The organism is Paenibacillus sp. FSL H7-0737 (genome assembly GCF_000758545.1).
Lineage (GTDB): Bacteria > Bacillota > Bacilli > Paenibacillales > Paenibacillaceae > Paenibacillus_AQ.
This window is the reverse complement of sequence record NZ_CP009279.1, coordinates 1,574,872-1,593,286: the sequence shown is the minus strand read 5'-3', so window position 1 is coordinate 1,593,286 and position 18,415 is coordinate 1,574,872. Positions and strand designations below refer to the sequence as shown.

The 18,415-nt window shown below is 41.1% G+C and carries 15 protein-coding genes and 1 pseudogene; 3 read left to right on the top strand and 13 right to left on the bottom strand.

The annotated features are described in order from the left end of the window. Positions 1 to 37: 37 nt before the first annotated feature. From H70737_RS06995 to H70737_RS06970, 6 genes are all read right to left on the bottom strand, one after another. Positions 38 to 3,841 (bottom strand): GH32 C-terminal domain-containing protein, encoded by a 3,804-nt coding sequence (locus tag H70737_RS06995; protein WP_052404192.1) that lies wholly within the window; start codon positions 3,839 to 3,841, stop codon positions 38 to 40. An 87-nt stretch (positions 3,842 to 3,928) separates the two neighbouring features. After that, positions 3,929 to 4,822 (bottom strand): ROK family protein, encoded by an 894-nt coding sequence (locus H70737_RS06990; protein ID WP_042185873.1) that lies wholly within the window; start codon positions 4,820 to 4,822, stop codon positions 3,929 to 3,931. 21 nt (positions 4,823 to 4,843) lie between these two features. Beyond that, on the bottom strand, positions 4,844 to 6,325 hold the full coding sequence (locus H70737_RS06985; RefSeq protein WP_042185871.1) for a glycoside hydrolase family 32 protein: 1,482 nt from the start codon (positions 6,323 to 6,325) through the stop codon (positions 4,844 to 4,846). A 116-nt stretch (positions 6,326 to 6,441) separates the two neighbouring features. Next, complete coding sequence (locus tag H70737_RS06980; protein ID WP_042185869.1) at positions 6,442 to 8,052, bottom strand: ABC transporter substrate-binding protein; 1,611 nt, start codon at positions 8,050 to 8,052, stop codon at positions 6,442 to 6,444. A gap of 61 nt (positions 8,053 to 8,113) precedes the next feature. Then, on the bottom strand, positions 8,114 to 8,995 hold the full coding sequence (locus H70737_RS06975) for a carbohydrate ABC transporter permease (RefSeq protein WP_042185867.1): 882 nt from the start codon (positions 8,993 to 8,995) through the stop codon (positions 8,114 to 8,116). A gap of 17 nt (positions 8,996 to 9,012) precedes the next feature. Continuing rightward, positions 9,013 to 9,906: an ABC transporter permease gene (locus H70737_RS06970; protein ID WP_081951057.1), complete on the bottom strand. Its 894-nt coding sequence runs from the start codon at positions 9,904 to 9,906 to the stop codon at positions 9,013 to 9,015. Between the two features lie 493 nt (positions 9,907 to 10,399). Here H70737_RS06970 and H70737_RS06965 point away from each other — a divergent pair, with 493 nt between their 5' ends. Further along, positions 10,400 to 11,437, top strand: coding sequence for a LacI family DNA-binding transcriptional regulator (locus H70737_RS06965; RefSeq protein ID WP_042185862.1), 1,038 nt, complete (start codon positions 10,400 to 10,402; stop codon positions 11,435 to 11,437). Between the two features lie 198 nt (positions 11,438 to 11,635). Here H70737_RS06965 and H70737_RS06960 read toward each other — a convergent pair whose 3' ends face one another. Then, entirely contained in the window at positions 11,636 to 12,688 is a 1,053-nt protein-coding gene (locus tag H70737_RS06960) for an NAD(P)-dependent alcohol dehydrogenase (protein ID WP_042185859.1), read from the bottom strand. Between the two features lie 120 nt (positions 12,689 to 12,808). Here H70737_RS06960 and H70737_RS06955 point away from each other — a divergent pair, with 120 nt between their 5' ends. Beyond that, positions 12,809 to 13,225, top strand: coding sequence for a MerR family transcriptional regulator (locus tag H70737_RS06955; protein WP_042185857.1), 417 nt, complete (start codon positions 12,809 to 12,811; stop codon positions 13,223 to 13,225). A 70-nt stretch (positions 13,226 to 13,295) separates the two neighbouring features. Here the strand turns inward: H70737_RS06955 and H70737_RS06950 are convergent, their stop codons facing one another. Beyond that, positions 13,296 to 13,934, bottom strand: a complete 639-nt coding sequence (locus H70737_RS06950; protein ID WP_042185855.1) for a YczE/YyaS/YitT family protein — start codon at positions 13,932 to 13,934, stop codon at positions 13,296 to 13,298. A 118-nt stretch (positions 13,935 to 14,052) separates the two neighbouring features. Between H70737_RS06950 and H70737_RS06945 the strand changes: the two genes are divergently transcribed. Continuing rightward, entirely contained in the window at positions 14,053 to 14,256 is a 204-nt protein-coding gene (locus H70737_RS06945) for a hypothetical protein (protein WP_042185853.1), read from the top strand. A gap of 184 nt (positions 14,257 to 14,440) precedes the next feature. Here H70737_RS06945 and H70737_RS06940 read toward each other — a convergent pair. The 5 genes and pseudogenes from H70737_RS06940 to H70737_RS06925 form a co-directional block, all read right to left on the bottom strand. Continuing rightward, positions 14,441 to 14,847, bottom strand: a pseudogene (locus tag H70737_RS06940) (sigma factor); the annotation flags it as partial. Between the two features lie 512 nt (positions 14,848 to 15,359). Further along, positions 15,360 to 15,647 (bottom strand): DUF4368 domain-containing protein, encoded by a 288-nt coding sequence (locus tag H70737_RS31450; protein WP_269321842.1) that lies wholly within the window; start codon positions 15,645 to 15,647, stop codon positions 15,360 to 15,362. Positions 15,648 to 15,652: 5 nt separating this feature from the next. Further along, positions 15,653 to 16,642 (bottom strand): hypothetical protein, encoded by a 990-nt coding sequence (locus H70737_RS06935; RefSeq protein WP_042185851.1) that lies wholly within the window; start codon positions 16,640 to 16,642, stop codon positions 15,653 to 15,655. A gap of 203 nt (positions 16,643 to 16,845) precedes the next feature. Next, positions 16,846 to 17,319 carry a hypothetical protein gene (locus H70737_RS06930; protein WP_042185849.1) on the bottom strand — a complete coding sequence of 158 codons (474 nt, stop codon included), beginning with the start codon at positions 17,317 to 17,319 and terminating at the stop codon, positions 16,846 to 16,848. 15 nt (positions 17,320 to 17,334) lie between these two features. Beyond that, positions 17,335 to 17,838, bottom strand: coding sequence for a hypothetical protein (locus H70737_RS06925; protein ID WP_231573395.1), 504 nt, complete (start codon positions 17,836 to 17,838; stop codon positions 17,335 to 17,337). Positions 17,839 to 18,415 lie beyond the last annotated feature (577 nt).

The following is an 18,415-nucleotide window of genomic DNA, read 5'->3' as shown; positions in this document are numbered from 1 at the left end:
ATCTTAGCCGCTCTTCCATTAGTCCCTCATTCTCATCTTAATTCGTAATTACCCATTTTTGCCGATCAAGAGTAGGATCAAATTCGCTTAAAGACAATGTTGTTCCATCCGCTGATACTTCCAGCGCTTTCCTATGATGAGCAGAAATAATGCTTAGAGTACCATCATCATTCTTGTGAAGAATCCAACGCTGATTGTTATATCCGAGATAAGGGTATAACTGAATTTTATTTTGCCCTGTGTCGAGATCAAGCGCCTGACCGGCTGTTGTACGAATGGAATAGGAACCTGCATCATCCCCCGTCGGCACGATTACCCACTTCTGATCCGTAGAAACATTCGCATCCTTCAGGGTAACAGCTTCACCATTTGCAAGATTTGCTGTATAGAGAGATTTCTGTAGTTTTGCATTTACTAGACTAGATGTGGTTAAGTTGGCAGGTGTTTCTCCGCTCACGTTAACGTTTTGATATGAAGCATATCCGCCAAATACATGTAGTCCAAAGCGACCTTCTGCAAATGTGCCGTCCTGGAGGTCGATCACTTTCTGCCCATCCACATAAACTACAATATGCGAGCCCTTCGCTTCGATTTTTACTTTATAGGTTTGACCCGGCTGAATGAACATCGGAACTTTCGCCAGTATTTGACGCTCTTCAAAACGGCCTTCGATTTTATAAAAGAGACGTACGGACTTCATATTCGGATCCAGATTTAAGTAGTATCCGCTGCGTCCATCTTCGCTGGCGCGGAACAACATAGAGCCTGCTCCCCCGGATTTCCCTAATATCATATCTGCTTCATAAGTAAAGTCTCCAGCCTGCTTCGCTGCGATATAATTCGCGTCACTCAAGTAATTTCCACGAATCCCATTTTCACTAATGACCCAAGAGGCTGCAGAAAGATCTTTAGTCCATCCACCTAAGTTCGTATGAAATTCACCATCAGTTACCTTAACTAAAACGCTTATTGATGTCTTCCCATTTGGAGTAGAGACAGTAATGATAGACTCGCCTTCTTTTTTTCCTACAATGGTTGCCTGTGAGCTATTTTCTACGTTTAGTTCAACTACATCCTTGTTACTGGAATTCCATTTCAGCGGCTGTGCACCATTACCTGTTCCATTCTCTACCATTGCCAAGAGTGTGTCGCTTTGCCCCTTGCTCAGTTCACGATCATTTGTATCCATCATTATCTTGGTAGCGGAATCGGACTCCTGATTCCATACAGATCCTAACTGATTCACTTTCAGAGATACGACCTTTACGTTGCCTCCATTGGTGTAAAAGCTCAAAGCTCTGCTGGCTGGATCCGGAAAAATGACATCAGAGAAAACGACTTTACCGTTGTTGCCAAAAACCTCAACAGAAGACTCGTCTACAAGGATACGCATCTTAATACGCCTATTCTCCGTTTGCATTGGCGCTTCATGTCTTGTACTAAATAAACTCGAAAAATCCGTCAAACCAGATGCAGACCGATCCACAAAAATCTGACTCTCACTAGGTTTATATCCAACTACCGTTTTCTGACTTCCACCTACACGAACGTTAAAACCAAATTCACTTACCTGACTGCCTGCAGGAATTTCTACTTCAGCTTCAATCTCGTATGCACCAGAAGTAACGCCTTTCAGTAGGTTCTGAGAAGAAGGACTCACCACTTTATTAGCTGTAGAATACAGCTGACTACGCAGCGATTGGAGCTCTTTAATTGGGCTTTGAACGAGCTGAATCCCATCTTTTGTCGTCACTAATGAGACTTCTCTTGGGATTGACAATACGCCCTTCCAATGGGTCGTCGGGAAAGCAAACGGATAGTCCCAGTTTGTCATCCAAGCCATCATTACGCTGCGATGATCTGGCATGTTCGAAAAAGACATTGATGCGTAGAATTCTTTTCCAAAATCAGTTCGCAATACTTTGCCTGCCGGATTATCATTTACGAATTTACCTTCCGCTGTTAAATGACCCACAAAATATTCAGCATCTGATCCGCCTGTTTTTGAATTCGCTCCTGTACTTATCATCAGAATCCATTTCTTCTGTGATGTTCCGTCTACCGAAAGCTGAAGCAAATCTGGACATTCCCATACACCGCCGCGAACATAGTCCCCGTATCCCCAACTATCTGTTAGGGTCCAATCAAGTAGATTCGTTGAAGTAAAGAAACGAATATGATCTCCACCGGATACAACCATGACCCACCTGTTATTGTCGTTATCACGAATCACTTTCGGATCACGGAAATCCCAACCTCCGGGCTCCCCTCCATTATCTCCTGGATTCTCGATAACCATTGGACGCGCCTTGGAATATTCCCAAGTACGACCTTGGTCCTTGCTGTATGCAAGACCGATACGCTGATTCCCATTCGGGCCATCGGGATTATAGGAAGTGTAGTAGGCAATTAGCCCCTTACCTCCTGAATCCCCGAACAAGCCTGATGCATTCGTCAAATCTGCCACAGCCGACCCAGACCAGACATGTCCATGATCATTCCACGGCAGCGCAATCGGAAGCCGCTTCCAGTTCAGCATATCTTTACTGACAGAATGTGCCCATGTGCCTCCGTCCTGATGGAATAGATGATATTCTCCTTCGAAGTAGACCAGTCCATTCGGATCACTTGCAGAACCACGAATTGGCGTATAGTGATATTGAGGACGATATTTTTCATTATAATAACTGCTAGCATCCGTCACATAAGTATCCTGGAAGTAAGCCGTTCCTTGTTTAACGACGATTCCTGCATATCCATCGGTGTAGGTTTTATCTGTTAGATCGATTGCAGCCGGGGTGTATCCGTCTAGGAAGACCTGAATTCTGTTTCCATTTGCCTTTATCTCTACGTGATGTTTTGCTCCGGTCTGACTTGGATAGGTATGCTGTGAACTTGCAATGGTTGTTCCGTTAGCTTTCGTCAAGCTTACACGGACCTGATTTCCTTCCTTCGTAAGGACAGCTTCATATCCCTTTGTTCCATCAGCCGATGAACGAAAGGCGAGCGCTGCAACAGAATCAGGACGAAGAGATATATTTCCTTCATATACAAAATCAGCAGCTTGTTTGTTATAAATTTGCTGTGACTTACTCTGGTTTACTACCATTCCTTTTTTGCCGTTGATATTAGGCTGCCATTGTCCTTGATTTGTAACCACAGCACCTAGATTTCCTTTCAGATCACTTACGATTATGTTTTGGAACAAAACAGAACCATCCCATACATTGAGTCCTAGCTTACCTGTACGATACGCGTTATCCTGAACCTCAATTACAGGTTTATATGCATTGTCCCAATATACTTTCAGCGATGACCCCTCTGCTTTCACCTTGAGATGATAGATTTCGCCTACCTTGACTGTAACTTTTCGCTCCTCTTTTAATTTCCCTTCATCACCACTTGCGTCTTGTAAACGAATCATACCTGCATTCGGTACGATTTGGAGCATGTAGGAACCCCAGCCATCTTCATTAGAACGGAACAATAAGGTCGCGTCAGCTTGCATATCCTTGATCATGACGTCAGCTTCATAGATAAAATCCTCTGACACCGTTTCGGAGATTGCCATTACATTTTCTTTTGGATCGGAAGACAGTAAGATTCCTTCAGGAGTATCCACCAAGTTACCTTTTCCTTTTATTTGCCAACCTGTCAAATTCGTATTTGTATTGGTTACGCTTTCAAAAATAGAAAATCCCTCCTTAGCTCGTTTGCTTACCTCCTGTTCAGCGAGCGCAGCCCATCCAGTCCCGGGATTTGCTACATAAATGCCTGCTGAAGTCATTACAAGCCCTGTTGCCATAAGAAAGCATATTGCGACTTTTCCTTTATTCCCCATGTTCTTTGCCCTCTTTTTCTATCATTAATTTTGAAAAACAAGAAGGAGGCCAATTCGTTACTGCACTGACCTCCTCTATATATTCTTTTACAATTGAGCAGAAATCTTACTTTCCAGTGCTGTGAGTCCAAGAGCCAGAGCACCGCATAATCCCGCCTGTTGGCCTAGTCCTGGTGGAACGATATACTCATCTATGTGTTCCAAAATAGTACTTGAGCTGACATAGCCGTTCAGGTTCTGAAGCACAGCCTGACGGATCAGTGGAAACAATTGTGACTGCTGCATAACACCACCACCCAGAATGATTTTCTGAGGAGAGTTAAGCAATATAGCACCCGTAATCGACTGTGCAATATAAAATGCTTCCATTTCCCATGCAAGGTGATCCATAGGAAGTTCATGGCCCTTCTTCCCCCACCTTGCTTCAATAGCAGGACCTGCCGCCATCCCTTCTAGGCAGTCCCCATGATAGGGACATCCCCCTGGGAATACATCGTCAGGATGGCGTCTCGTAAGAACATGCCCCCCTTCAGGATGCACAAGACCATGAATGAGTTTACCTTCTGAATACACTCCCACACCAACACCCGTGCCAACTGTATAGTACAAACAGCTGGATAACCCTTGGGCAGCGCCCCATTTGGCTTCACCAAATGCCGCTGCATTGACATCCGTGTCCCATCCAAAAGGAACCGAAAAGTTTCTTTTCAAAGTGCCCAGCATATCGTAATTTCCCCACCCTGGCTTTGGTGTTGTTGTAACGTAACCATACGCCCTGCTATCTGTGTGAATATCAATCGGACCAAACGATCCAATTCCTATAGCTTCTACTTGCTTGCCTTGAAAATATTGAATAACTTTAGGCAACGTCACCTCAGGATGTTCTGTTGGGAAACTAATCTGATCTTCAATTTCCCCATTTTCATTCCCAATGCCACATATAAACTTCGTCCCGCCAGCTTCAATCGCTCCTATACGCATATACATGACTCCTCTCGATGACTAATTCTTGTCTTGCTCAGCAGAGGGAGTAAGCTCATAGATATCCAGGGAAATCAGCAAGTCATTCTCATTTTCTGCAAACACAGCTATACCTTTAGGTTCTAGTCCAGGGAATATAAGATCCGTAATCACTGCCTGACCACCATTACTGAACGCCTCAACTGAAGAGCGATCCACAAAAATACGGAGATCATTTGACTCATCAAGCGCTTCGAGCTTGGCTGAATGATGTCCTACGAAATGTTCGTGGAAATCATGCTGACCTGAAGCCATCCGATCTACATAAAGCTCCTCTGTCTCACCGTTAATACCGATTATTGTTTGACTATCCGCACCTACTCTTACTTTGAAGCCTACAGATTTACCTCGAGTAAACTCAGCTATAATCTCATAAGATTCCAAGTGAATCTCCTTAAGAAGAGTATTGATTTCTTGCACCGTTGCCTCTTTCACAGAAAGGACTTGTACACGAGCAGATTCCAACTCTTGTACCGGCTTCTGCACAAGAAGGATCTCCCCTTGTCTTGATTCGAGTTGAAGTTCCCTTGCAATCGTCATCGCGCCGCGGAATTCTTCTGCCGGCGTCTTGTTAGCATACATCCAGTTGCTCATCCAGCCGATAAATAGTCGTCTTCCATCTTCAGCCGGTATATCGGACCAGCTTACACCTGCATAATTATCTCTTCCATAATCAATCCAGCGAACTTTTATCGAATCTTCATCTGGCGTGAACACTTCTCCATCAAAATCCCCTGTGAAATACTGAGTTCTTGACCCTTCCACAAAAGCGGGATCCGCACCGATGCTCACAAGCATCACCCATTTCGTGTTCGAATGATCGCCATCAATAGCAAGTGGGAACAAGTCTGGGCATTCCCATACCCCGTCATGAGAACCGATTCCGTTACCAAATTCGCTGGCATATGTCCAGTTAATTAGATCAGGAGAATGATATAAACACACCGTTTGACCACAAGCTACAATCATCACCCATTGATTCGTATCTTGATTCCAAAATACTTTGGGGTCACGGAAATCAATGAATGTATCATGTTCAAGTACCGGGTTTCCTTCATACTTCGTCCAGGTTCTTCCGTTATCTTTACTGTAGGCCAAGCTTTGACGCTGAATGGCTGGCTTGCCTTCTGGCATATCCAAATGATGCGTAAAAATCGCTACTAAACCTGGTTTACCTTCAAAAAATCCAGTCGTATTATTCCAGTCAACTACAGCACTGCCGGAAAAAATCATACCTAATTCATCTGGAGCGAGAGCGATAGGCAGTTCCTCCCATGTAACAAGATCCTTGCTGACCGCATGGCCCCAGTGCATAGCTCCCATGGTCATTCCACCCGGATGGTGCTGAAAGAACAAATGATATTCACCCTCAAAATAAACCATTCCGTTTGGATCATTCATCCACTTTTCCTTAGGGGAAAAATGATATACACCTCGGTAATTTTGTTTCGCAATCGTAGACATTATTGTTTTCTCCTTTACTCCCGTTCTAAGATCATCTCTCTTTATATAGATGAAGGTCGTGTATAGCAGTGTAACTGCATGGAACTCGGCCTTCATCCCACAATAGTAATCATTTGTTATTGGGTTGCTCTATCATATCCGCCTTGTTTAATTTCAAGCCATTCTTGCAAGCCCAGACGATCCAATTCTTTCAGATATTCATCCCACTGCGCTTCGATTTTACCGTTTTGGTACCATTCTGTGCGCATTCTAAGCACGTAGGCAAAAAGATCCGTTTCAATTGTCGTAAGGCGATCAAGCTCTTGAATGGAGTGGAATACACTCGGCATTACGTTTTCTGCTTTCATCTTTGGCGCCATGATATTCTTGATAATATCCATTCTGCTTTTGGCATCATCCGGCATGGTTGTGTATTTCCCATAATAAGAATCAAGAATAGCTAGGGGTCCACCGACACTTGTTTTCTCACGTAGTTCTACAGGAGCTGCACCCTCCAGCGGCAAATGTTTCAGCATTCCTTTTTCTTTATCAAATTCGAAAATATTCTGCTGTTTCTCATCTCCATACGTCCCCCAGTTGTTCTGTACAGATTGAATCGGATCGAAGAGTTGATCAACCCATTTGGCTGTCGTTTCCAAGTTCTTATTGGCGCTTGTGACAACCATCTTACCTCTTCCCAAACCAAGCGCGTTCGTTCTTGTTACGTTAACTTCACCATCGGGTCCAGCAAGTGGAGGCATAACTTCGTAGCTGTCATTATCTCCGGTGATGTTGGCCTTATCCCATGAGAAGTAAAGTCCGTATTTCTGATCCTTTCCTTTTGCAAGGTAAGTACTCCAGTCTTGTGTGTAGGCTTCAATATCAATGAGTCCTTCTTTATACAGCTCGTTAATAAAAGAAACTGCTTCCTTGTAGTCTTCTTGTGCCGCCGTAAATATCACTTTCCCATCATTGCTCACAACCGCATGGTCAGGGTTCTCACCCAATCCAAACGAAGCAAATAGGAATGCCAGATCTTCTGCTCCCGGCTTGTTAATAAAGGACAATGGAATTTCGTCAGCCTTACCGTTGCCATTTGGATCTTTTGTCTTGAATGCAATTAATACTTCCTTTAATTCTTCTGTTGTTTTAGGCATATCAAGGCCAAGCTTCTTAAGCCATTCCACATTGATCCAAGGCATACTATCTACCGCCTGGATTCTTTCTTTACCGCTACCCAGCTCTTCAATCCATGGAAAGGCATAAATATTGCCATCTGGTGCCGTAATCATACTCTTATATTCTGGTGCTTCTTCCAGCACCTTTTTGAAGTTTGGCATATTGTTCTCGATGAGATCATTCAGCGGGACGATGGCACCATCTTTAGCAAGCTTGAGCAGCTCATAGTCACTATAGTCCGCATTAAAAATTGCATCAGGAAGATCACCACTTGCCACAGCCAAGTTTCTTTTTTCAACAAATACGTCTTTCGTGAAATTCTTCCAATTAATATGAACATTCGTCTTTTCTTCAAGACGTTTATTAATCAGTTTTTCATTTGGATCCGTTGGTGCAAGTGGAGAGCTTTGCGTAATAAAGTTCAAAGTTACTTTACCGCTGGCGTCCTGTTCTTTACTAGCTGCACTTCCCCCTCCTCCTCCACCGCATGCACTAAGGAACATAAGTGAAGCAAGTACAGTTACAGAAGCTGCTTTCGTCGAAACTCTTGATTTCTTAATTCTTTTCATAGGGTATGACCTCCAAATTAGATATGAATGAATTAATCTTTATCTATGTGCAGCCTGTTTCCTACTTAAGGGAACCGACCATAACACCTTTTTCAAAGTACTTCTGGAAGAATGGATACATAACAATGAGTGGCAAACTAGAAACAACGATGGCAGCATACTTGATGATTTCAGACAATCGCTTCATTTCCGCCATGGCAAGTTGATCGCTGATCATGCCCGGATCTACCTGATTCTGGATCAAGATGGAACGCAACACGAGCTGCAGTGGATGAAGATTAGGATTATCTAAATAGATCATAGCGTCAAAGTAGGAATTCCACTGGCCAACAAAGGCATAAAGAGCGAGCACAAAAACAATCGGTTTGGAGAGCGGTAAAACGACACTGAAGAAAATCCGCATCTCGGAAGCTCCGTCTACATTAGCGGCTTCCTTCATTTCATTCGGAACTCCTTTGAAGAAAGTTCTAGAGAGAATGATGTTCCAAACATTGACCGCCCCTGGAATGATCACCGCCCATACTGTATCAAGCAGACCAAGGTTCTTAACGAGCAGATATGTAGGTATGAGTCCACCCCCAAAGAACATGGTGATAATAAACAATGTCATGAAGAACCCTTTTCCTTTGAGCCTGTCATCGGACAGTGCGTAACCGGCACAGATTGAGACGAGAACGGTAATCATAGCAAATGAAACAGAGTATAAAACAGAGTTTCCAAAACCTCGGATCATGGCAGGATTAGAAAGAATTTTTTTATACCCTTCTAATGACCAGTCCGATAGGTTGAATGATAATCCTTTACTGAGCAGGACAGATGGATCCATAAAAGAGGCAATCACTACATAAATCAAGGGAAGTACGATGATAAGTACGGCCAGCGTCAGGAAGATCGCATTCAACACGATGATAAAACGATCTAATCCGGAATGTTTAATGGGCATAGCTTGTTGCTCCTTTCTTAGTAAAGACCTTCACCCTCATTCAGTTTCTTCACGGTGAAGTTAACGGTGACGAGCAAGACGATGTTGATGATAGAGTTAAACAATCCTACTGCGGCTGAATAAGCATAATCGCCCGACTGCAAACCAATTTTATAAACGTAAGTCGGAATGATTTCTGAGGTTGGCAAGTTCATCGCCGTTTGCATGAGATAGGCTTTTTCGAAGCCAATGGACATAATCCCACCAGCTGCAAGGATAAATACAATAGCCATAATTGGACGAATGGTTGGCAGATCGATATGGCGTATTCTTTGTAGAAGATTAGCGCCGTCAAGATTGGCTGCATTATGTAACTCAGGATCGACATTAGCAAGCGCTGCTACATAAATAATGGATGCCCAACCAGCTCCGGTCCAAATATCGGATAAAATGTAGATCGAACGGAAGTACTCGGGACGAGACATGAACATAATTGGTTCACCTGTAAGCCAGGTGAAAAACTGGTTAATCGGTCCCGTTGGGGACAAGAAGATAAACAACATCCCGACCACAACGACAACAGAAATAAAGTTAGGTGCATACAAGAACAATTGAATGTTCTTTTTGACGCCTGCACGGCGAATTTGATTCAACATCAAGGCAAGCAGGATCGGAATTGGAAAACTCAGAATTAATCCGAAGAAACTTAATTTAAGCGTATTCAAAAAGATTACTTCGAAATTGGGAGAAGAAAGGAATTTCTCGAAGTTGTACAAGCCTACCCATTCACTCCCCATAATTCCTTTGATTGGGCTGAAATCTTTAAAGGCGATAATCGCACCATACATAGGACCGTATTTAAAAATAAGGGTCAGAATCACAGCTGGTGCGAGCAAAATATAAAGAAAGTAGTGCTTCTTTAAATAATCCATTAAGGAACTCTTATGTCGCGTCACCGTTATTCCGTGTTCGGCTTCTATTGGGTTATGCAATGCCTTTACCTCCGTTCTTATCAATGTTTACATCTTGATGCAGTAAGGGCTTTCAATCTCACTTATGTCCTGCTGCTTTTACAATTTACCAAACACTTAATCGTTCGTCAATACATTTTGTAAAAATATTTATGTGCATATGACAAATTATTATGTTCATAAATGGCGTATACAATTTTACATAATTACAAATACAGCCAATTTAAATAAGAATATATACTTCAATCTCATCATTTTCTCAATAATATGAAAACAAAGCTATTTTTTTTGCACATCAACGTCACGATAAAATGTAAACTAAATTGTGCATTTGTAAATATCATGTTGCTATTTTCAGCAAACTAATATACATTTAAGAGAGTTGGAATAATGGCAAATAGTACACTATTTGTGGCGAATATTAAGAACAAGAATATAGAGGTGAATTACATAGATGGCCAGAGAAAAAGTAACCATACAAGATATCGCGGATGCTTTAGGAATCTCCAGAAATACAGCTTCTAAAGCCCTAAATGGAACGAACGGTATACCTGATGAAACCAGAAACAAAGTAATTAAGAAAGCAATAGAGTTAAAATATAAACAATTTGCTTTTATGGACACCGAGAGTGTTCAATCCAGAAACTCTGGAAACATCGCTTTATTAACAGAAAACTTACCTAACACTTCCCACTTTGGGTCGAAACTGATCAGTGGCATGGAAAAAAGAATCAGTGCAGAAGGATATAATTTATCCATGCACATTATTAGAGACATTGATCAAAAGTCCCTGACTCTTCCAAATAATTTTGATGTCTCCAATGTAGACGGAATTATTTGTATTGAGTTGTTCAACTCGGAATATAGTAAGCTGATTACAAGTCTAGGTATTCCAACTATTTTCATCGACTGCTCTGGAGATGTCTGTTACCCTGAATTCCAAGCAGATGTACTTCTCATGGAGAACGAACACAGCACATACCAACTTTCCAAAAAGTTAATTGAGGGCGGTTACAAATCACTGGGGTTCATCGGGGACTATAATCACTGTAGGAGTTTTAATGAAAGATGGGTGGGCTTTAATCGTGCACTAATAGAATCCGGGATTCAGCTTGATCTCACACAATGCATTCTCGATGACGATCAACTATTTTTCTCTAGTCCAGAGTGGGCAGATACTAGACTAAGTCAAATAAATGAGCTCCCTTCTGCTTTCGTGTGTGCTAACGATTATATTGCGGTTACCTTTATGAAGTCACTCAAAAATGTGCTTTCCATTCCTAACGACATCGTCATTTGTGGTTTTGATAACGGTCCTGAATCAAGCATTGTAGAACCCCATCTTACTACGGTTCATATTTATAGTAATGAGATGGGTGTCAAAGCAGCCGAAATGCTACTTTCCCGAATTAATGATCCGAAGCAACCCTATCAGGTTTCTCATATTTATACCAAACTCATCATAAGAGACTCTACACCTAATATCAGTTGATGAATTCATAATTTTGAGATAAAAAAATAACCTATGAAAATGAAGCAAAGAACCCAAGCGATTTAAAATTCAATCGCTTGGGTTCTTTATGTTTGTTAGACTACAAGAATGACCGTCTACTTCCTTTATTGGGACGATAGCTCTTAATGGCATTTAACAAGCCGATGCACGATGTGATGTCAATAAAGAGGGCGTCTCTTATTCGTTGTTCCCCATCGTGCTGATGTCGATGACGAACCGGTAACGGACATCTGAAGCAAGCACACGCTCCCAGGCTTCATCAATCCGGTCAGCAGAAATGACCTCGATTTCAGATGCAATATTATGTTCAGCACAGAAATCAAGCATTTCCTGCGTTTCACGAATTCCGCCAATCATCGATCCGGCAAACGAGCGGCGGTGGCCGATCAGTGAGAACACGTTTACTGCCAAAGGATCAGCAGGCGCACCGACATTGACTAATGTACCATCCAGCGCCAGGAGCGAAAGATAGGCATCGATATTAATCTGCGCGCTTACAGTATTTACGATTAGATCGAACGAACCGGCAAGCTGTTTAAATGTCTCCGGATCGCTAGTGGCATAATAATGATCCGCCCCTAATTGCAATCCGTCTTCCTTCTTCTTCAGGGACTGTGATAAAACAGTAACCTCAGCCCCCATGGCATGAGCGATCTTCACAGCCATATGTCCAAGCCCACCAAGACCCACTACAGCTACTTTTTTACCGGGAGCTGCTCCCCAATGACGCAGAGGTGAATAGGTGGTGATTCCTGCACACAGAAGCGGTGCAGCAGCATCAAGCGGAATACTGTCAGGGATCCGAACCACAAAATCCTCGGTTACGACGATATGAGTGGAGTAGCCGCCTTGCGTATACTGCCCGTACCGGTCGATAGCTCCATAGGTGCCCGTATTTCCACTCAGGCAATACTGCTCCTCACCTTTATGGCAATTACTGCACTCTCCACAGGAGTCAACCATACAACCCACCCCTACCCGGTCGCCCACTGAGTACTTTGTGACTTCAGAACCAATCTGGCTGACAATTCCGGCGATCTCATGTCCCGGAACGAGTGGATAGTTGACCGGTCCCCACTCCCCGCGGGCAGTATGAATGTCCGAGTGGCAAATACCAGCGTATTTAATCTCAATAAGAACATCGTGCGGCTGCAGTTCTCGGCGTTCGATTGTGGTTAGCTTAAATGGACCTTCCTGACTGAATGTAGCGCGTGCATTAACTTTTATCATAGTGAAACCTCTCTTCTGGTTAATAATAAAATCTAAAACGTCAGCTTTACAAAACATATGTTATTACTTAAAGTTAACTCTAAGTCAAGCACAAAATATATTTGAGATTGGAGATAGATGATGAAGACATACTCCATAAGTGAAGTTGCAGAGTCCTTTAACATGACACCACATACCCTGCGTTACTATGACAAGGAAGGTCTTTTCCCTTCTATAGAAAGAACCTCCGGCGGTAAACGTATATTCAAACAATCCGATATGGACGCTTTAAAGGTAATTGAATGCCTGAAGTCATCCGGGATGCCAATTAAAGAAATAAAACATTTCATTGAGTGGTGCTCTGAGGGGGATTCCACCTTACAGCAAAGATATGACATGTTTCTGGAGCGGAAAGCTTCCGTAGAAGCGCAGATGGAAGAATTGAAAAAAACGATGGAAGTCATAGAACACAAATGCTTCTACTACAAGACTGCCTTGGATAGTGGTACGGAAGATATCCATAAAAATAATAAAATAAAAAGTTCATCCGCTCATTAGGAATGGACCTTCAAATTACAGTAAAGGCGGGGCAGATTGATCTGCCCCGCCTTTCTTCAATTCATTTTTTTTAATTGGTACGCCTTTTTGCCAGAAGCTTCTCCGTAAAATTCACATCAAAAAAATGAATGATGGGTCCCAGACCAAGTGCTGACACCAAAGTTCCTAAGCCTACAATGCCTCCTGCCAGGAAACAAATCAGAGCACAAAGAGCATCCGTAAACATCCGGTGCCAAAAATAAGATATTTTAGGGAAGTTCTCTCTCATAATCAGGGACAAGCTGTCGTAGGGAGCTACTCCCACCTTCGATGTCTGATACAGGGATACCCCAAAACTGCATACCACCACTCCAATTGCTACGATAACCACTTGCTGCCATAACAAATGAGGTTCGCCGAACAGAGATAGCCAATTATTATGAAAGAAAGTAGCAATATATCCTAAAAGAATTGCGTTTACGAAAGTCCCGACTCCAATAAACTTTCGTCCTGTTATGAATTCGATTACAAACAATACCAGGTTCAATAAGATCAAAAAATTCGCATATGTTATACCGACGCTCTCTGCAAGTGCCATTGCCATACCGCTGAAGGGATCATTCCCCATACCGGACAGCTTGAAAATACTAATTCCCATGCCCAGAAATACATTGCCGATAATCATAATAAGCAATCGTTTTTTATCGACGTTATGAATATATCCCCTCATATTGTCCATCCTATTTTCATATTAAAAATGCAACTTACAATAACGACGTCATTATATCATATTTTCTTGATTTGGATTGGAAAGAAATACAAAGACTACACAAAAAGGAGACGATCAAATGAAGGGCGACAAGAAAGCTCCGCTTGATGGGCGCGGCCCGGGTGTTGATCCTATAACCGAACCCGATTCAAGCCTGGCTGGCGATATGGGAGCAACAGGTAAGCTGGAAGAAATCGTGGGTGCTTTGCAGGGCGACGAACCAGAGATCACAGCTCCCGGCATTTCTCCTGATAAACAAAAAAATACAGAAACAACGGACTGAACATTATTTGAAGGGAGCATTCTAGGAAAGAGACTGTCCGATATTATTACAGCTAATGAGGTATCCCGTTTTTTAATATTCCAGGATCCGGGATACTTTGTTATCTAATCACCTTTCCTAAAAAAAAAAAAAAAAAAAACAACTTATCCGCAGACAAGTCGCCTTTTAATACATTAATGTTAACACCTGTATCAATTCCAAAACGTCCCACAACGACTTCCTTCTCCCGGTCATCCAAAATATCGAGATTGCGATAAATCTTACTCTTCTCGATCTTAAGATCTACTTCTTTAATGACATCATCCACTTCGGAGCCGAGGATATCGATAAGTGTAATTTCATTACCTTCCTTGCCTGTCCCAATCGGATCGTGTAGTGACACATCTTTACGAGTCTTCTTCAAAGATCTTAGGTGCATCAGAATTTCATTTTCAATACAACGAGAAGCCAAAGCGGCCAGCTTTGTCCCTTTGTTCGGGCGATAGCTCTCGATGGCTTTAATCAGGCTGATTGTGCCGATGGAGATTAAATCCTCCATGTCCTCTCCATGTCCTCTCCCTCTCCGGTGTTATCGAATTTCTTGACGTTGTGGACACGATACGATGTCATTTTGATCGTACTACATCTCATTTAAGAAATAATCGCTCCACCAGATTCATTGAGAATGATAAACGAGACGGCGATTGGAATCAGTAACCACTCAACGAATTCAATATGCAGAATAATCAATCCACGAAAATTTAATTCTATTTAAAAAATCCACTGTGATAATGCTGCATTTAAATAATTCTCTGTATTATTATCGCTGAAGAACACAATCAATCCTTAAAATATTTTTTCTACACAACTAAGGAACTGCCGCTTTAGATAACCAGTCATTTCGTTTTTTCACCTTTATAATACCACTACTCATAGTAACGGGGTTTATATTAAAAATCCCGACTTGAGAAATCGATTTTGGAATCTCCACTAATAACTTAACACAAGCAAATAAGCACAGATCAGATTATAAGAATTTAAGCCTTGGTGACGAATTTTGTTCTCATATTATGAATCAGCATTGTTTCCATACTCCATATGACTTGAGTGTCAGTCACTGTATTTTAAGCCGTAAGAAGAGCGGTGGCGGTTAACTTGTAATTAATGTTTATCGAGCCATCCGTTTGAACTTCAATCATATCAATAAATCTATGCACCATTTCAGAAGTCAGTTCATCCAACTTCATAAACTGCTTGAGTACCTTCTTCAATCGAACGATACTTTCTCCTGTGCTATTTCTTGCCTTTAAAGACTGAAATCCTCTTAAGTGGTCGAAATTCGGATTTAATCGACACCCACTGCCTCCATAAAAAAAAGCCTCAGAGCAAGTCTCAGAGACAGTTAAAGGGATTATAACTATAAATTATCTATTGCAAAGTCTAGTATTTCTTCTCTTACATTTCTAGGCAATTCATATTTATCATATCTTAATGCGTACGGACTTATTTCTACCTTTCTTCCCGCATCTGCTTCTTTTTTAACAATGTACGCTAACGTATCCAATGGATTTGATGATTCATTCAATAGTAAAACCTTTAGTTTCTCCAATAATTGATGCTGATTAATGTCTTGGAACTGTAGCAGTCCATTAGTGCTTTTATACTGTGTTTCGTAATTGCTATAATTATCAATAACTTCCCAATCAAACCATTTTGCTTGAAGTTCTTGAGATATGTTTGGAATATCATTAGCATGCCAAAACTCTAATCTTCTCGACAATATATCAATATGGAAGCCCCCCATAGGGAAATCCTTAGACCATTCATCTAAGAAAATACTTTTGTAACCATAGGATTTATCTATTTTGTTAATCAAATCAGGTCCGTATGATAAATAAACGTCTATTCCCCCACATAACGGAAATAGAAGTAATTCGTTTTGAGAGAACCTTACACTTGCCACCGTATCAACCCAGTTCTTCTCTTCCGGAGGTGCTAAACTTAAATCATTTATATCATCTTCAGAACTTGTTAATACTTTTTCCTTAGGGTAACCAACATATGTTGCTAAATCTATTATACCTTCATAAGCCCATTGGATTTCCCATCCATACCAAATATTCCCCATAAGTTTCAAATAGAGATTCCTTAGTGGAATGTCGTAAAGTATATCCTCACCACCATAGAATAATAATTTCTTTTTATCTAAATCAAGAATTGCCCCACCTTCTGCCCAAACATCATCCAACCAACCTGATTCATCAAGCTTTGTCTGCATCTCGATAAAATTAATGGCATATTGTTCTCCCCAAAATAAATCTTTTGGCAAAGTGTTCGCACACCAATGACTGTAATACAACTCATAAGATTTATTTCTAACAATAATTAAATTCGCTCTTTGTCCCAATGTCCCCACCCCATTCAAATAGCTTGGCCCATTAGGTTTAATATTCCATCTCCAAAAGAAAAACCCTCCCAAAGTAGGAAGGGTCTACATCGATACATATTGTATTTATTCTTTTCTCACTAATAGTGAACAGCACTCCACATGTGTGGACTAAGCATTATTGACAACATCAAAATAGATGCAGGAGTATTCACCTTAGTTATCTATTTTTTCGTTGGAGTCCAAGTGGCTATTCCGTTTCCGGGGCATGCAACTACTAACCATAAATTATCAAAAAGAACTCCTGATTGCCAACACTCATACTTTTCATGAAACCCGTTAATAAAAAGAATCAAACCGGATTCCAATGTGATGTATAGATGTGGAGACATTTCACCAATTCTTATTTGAGTTACTTTCTGACGTCTTATTTTGTATAAATTCCAGTATTCCTCTTCTTCAGTCATATCTATCATTTCGAGTTCTGAATCCGGAAATGAACCAGTAGTGTTTGGGTAAATTGACCATTTAGATTCAATATTCAAATAAACAAAATCTTCATCGCTATTCCTGTCATAATGAGTAAAGTAAATTTTTGTTGTCGCGGGAGATAATCCAAATTGTATCCCATCAACACTCGAACCCACAAATAAGTGGTGGATTGTCTCTTCAGCAACTAGCCTTTCCTCGTTGTTCATTCAAACCCACCTCAATTAAAATTGAACGCCAATTTCCTTCTGAATTATTAGAAAACCACGATTCAATTCCTTAACTAATAATTTGTCATTCAGCACATTCTTGATTCGACTTAACGCCTCAGTTGAAACAATGCTGAATGGTTCTGACGATGGTTGCTCACCGTCTAGGAGTTCCTTATAACTTGTCGGTGCCCCTAATTCATGATATGTCTGAATTGTGTTTACTTCAAAAGAGTCCCATATCTTTTCGGAAATATTAAGAAGAGGCACTAACTTCGTACTGTCGTACTTCAAATATTTATCATTTACGAAGATGTCATCTTCAGGAAGAATCAAATGCAAAACAATCTCGTTTGATTCGTACATCCAATATAAACGAAGATGTCTGAACAAATCCGACTCAAGAAGAATTTGTTTATAGTCATGCTTTACATGCTGGTCAAATCCCAGCTTGAATTTCTTAGCAAGTTTGGATGTATTCCATTTTATTATCTCTTCTAGCGTGTTTTTCTCTGACATCCAATAACCCGACTTAAATGGAAATCGGCTAAATATTATGTTGTAAATCTCACTGACAAAACTTTCATTGTACGTTGAGCACGGAAAAGAATAATGTACTGAAAAATAAGGTGGCATTGAAGCAACTCCTATTAGTTATTGTACTTTATACAATTTTACTATTTTTATAAAATTCCTCTTTTTGGGACGAGAAATTTCTAATGTATCTAGAAGATAAACCATCTTTAGTATGTCCCCTTGACGCGGAGCCTCTATGGGCACGATTACTTGCGAATAGCAGCAAACCGCAAGTGATTCGCCTGGCATAACAGCCTATTGTACCCACTTCTCCACGTAAAGTTATTCAATGAGGCTTATTTATGCTTCTTCCATTATAGTTAATAAAGCCATAAAGGACTTCTCTTTTCCCTTAGAGTAAACTCAATAGTAACCATCGTGCGTATAAAAGAACTCAATAATTATTACAACGGCATTAAATGGGTTAAGTGTGTTATTGGTTAAATGAAGGTTTCATTCGGCACTGGTAGCCCCACAAAAAAAGAACTGTTGAAAGGTATGATGCACTATCAAATTTGAT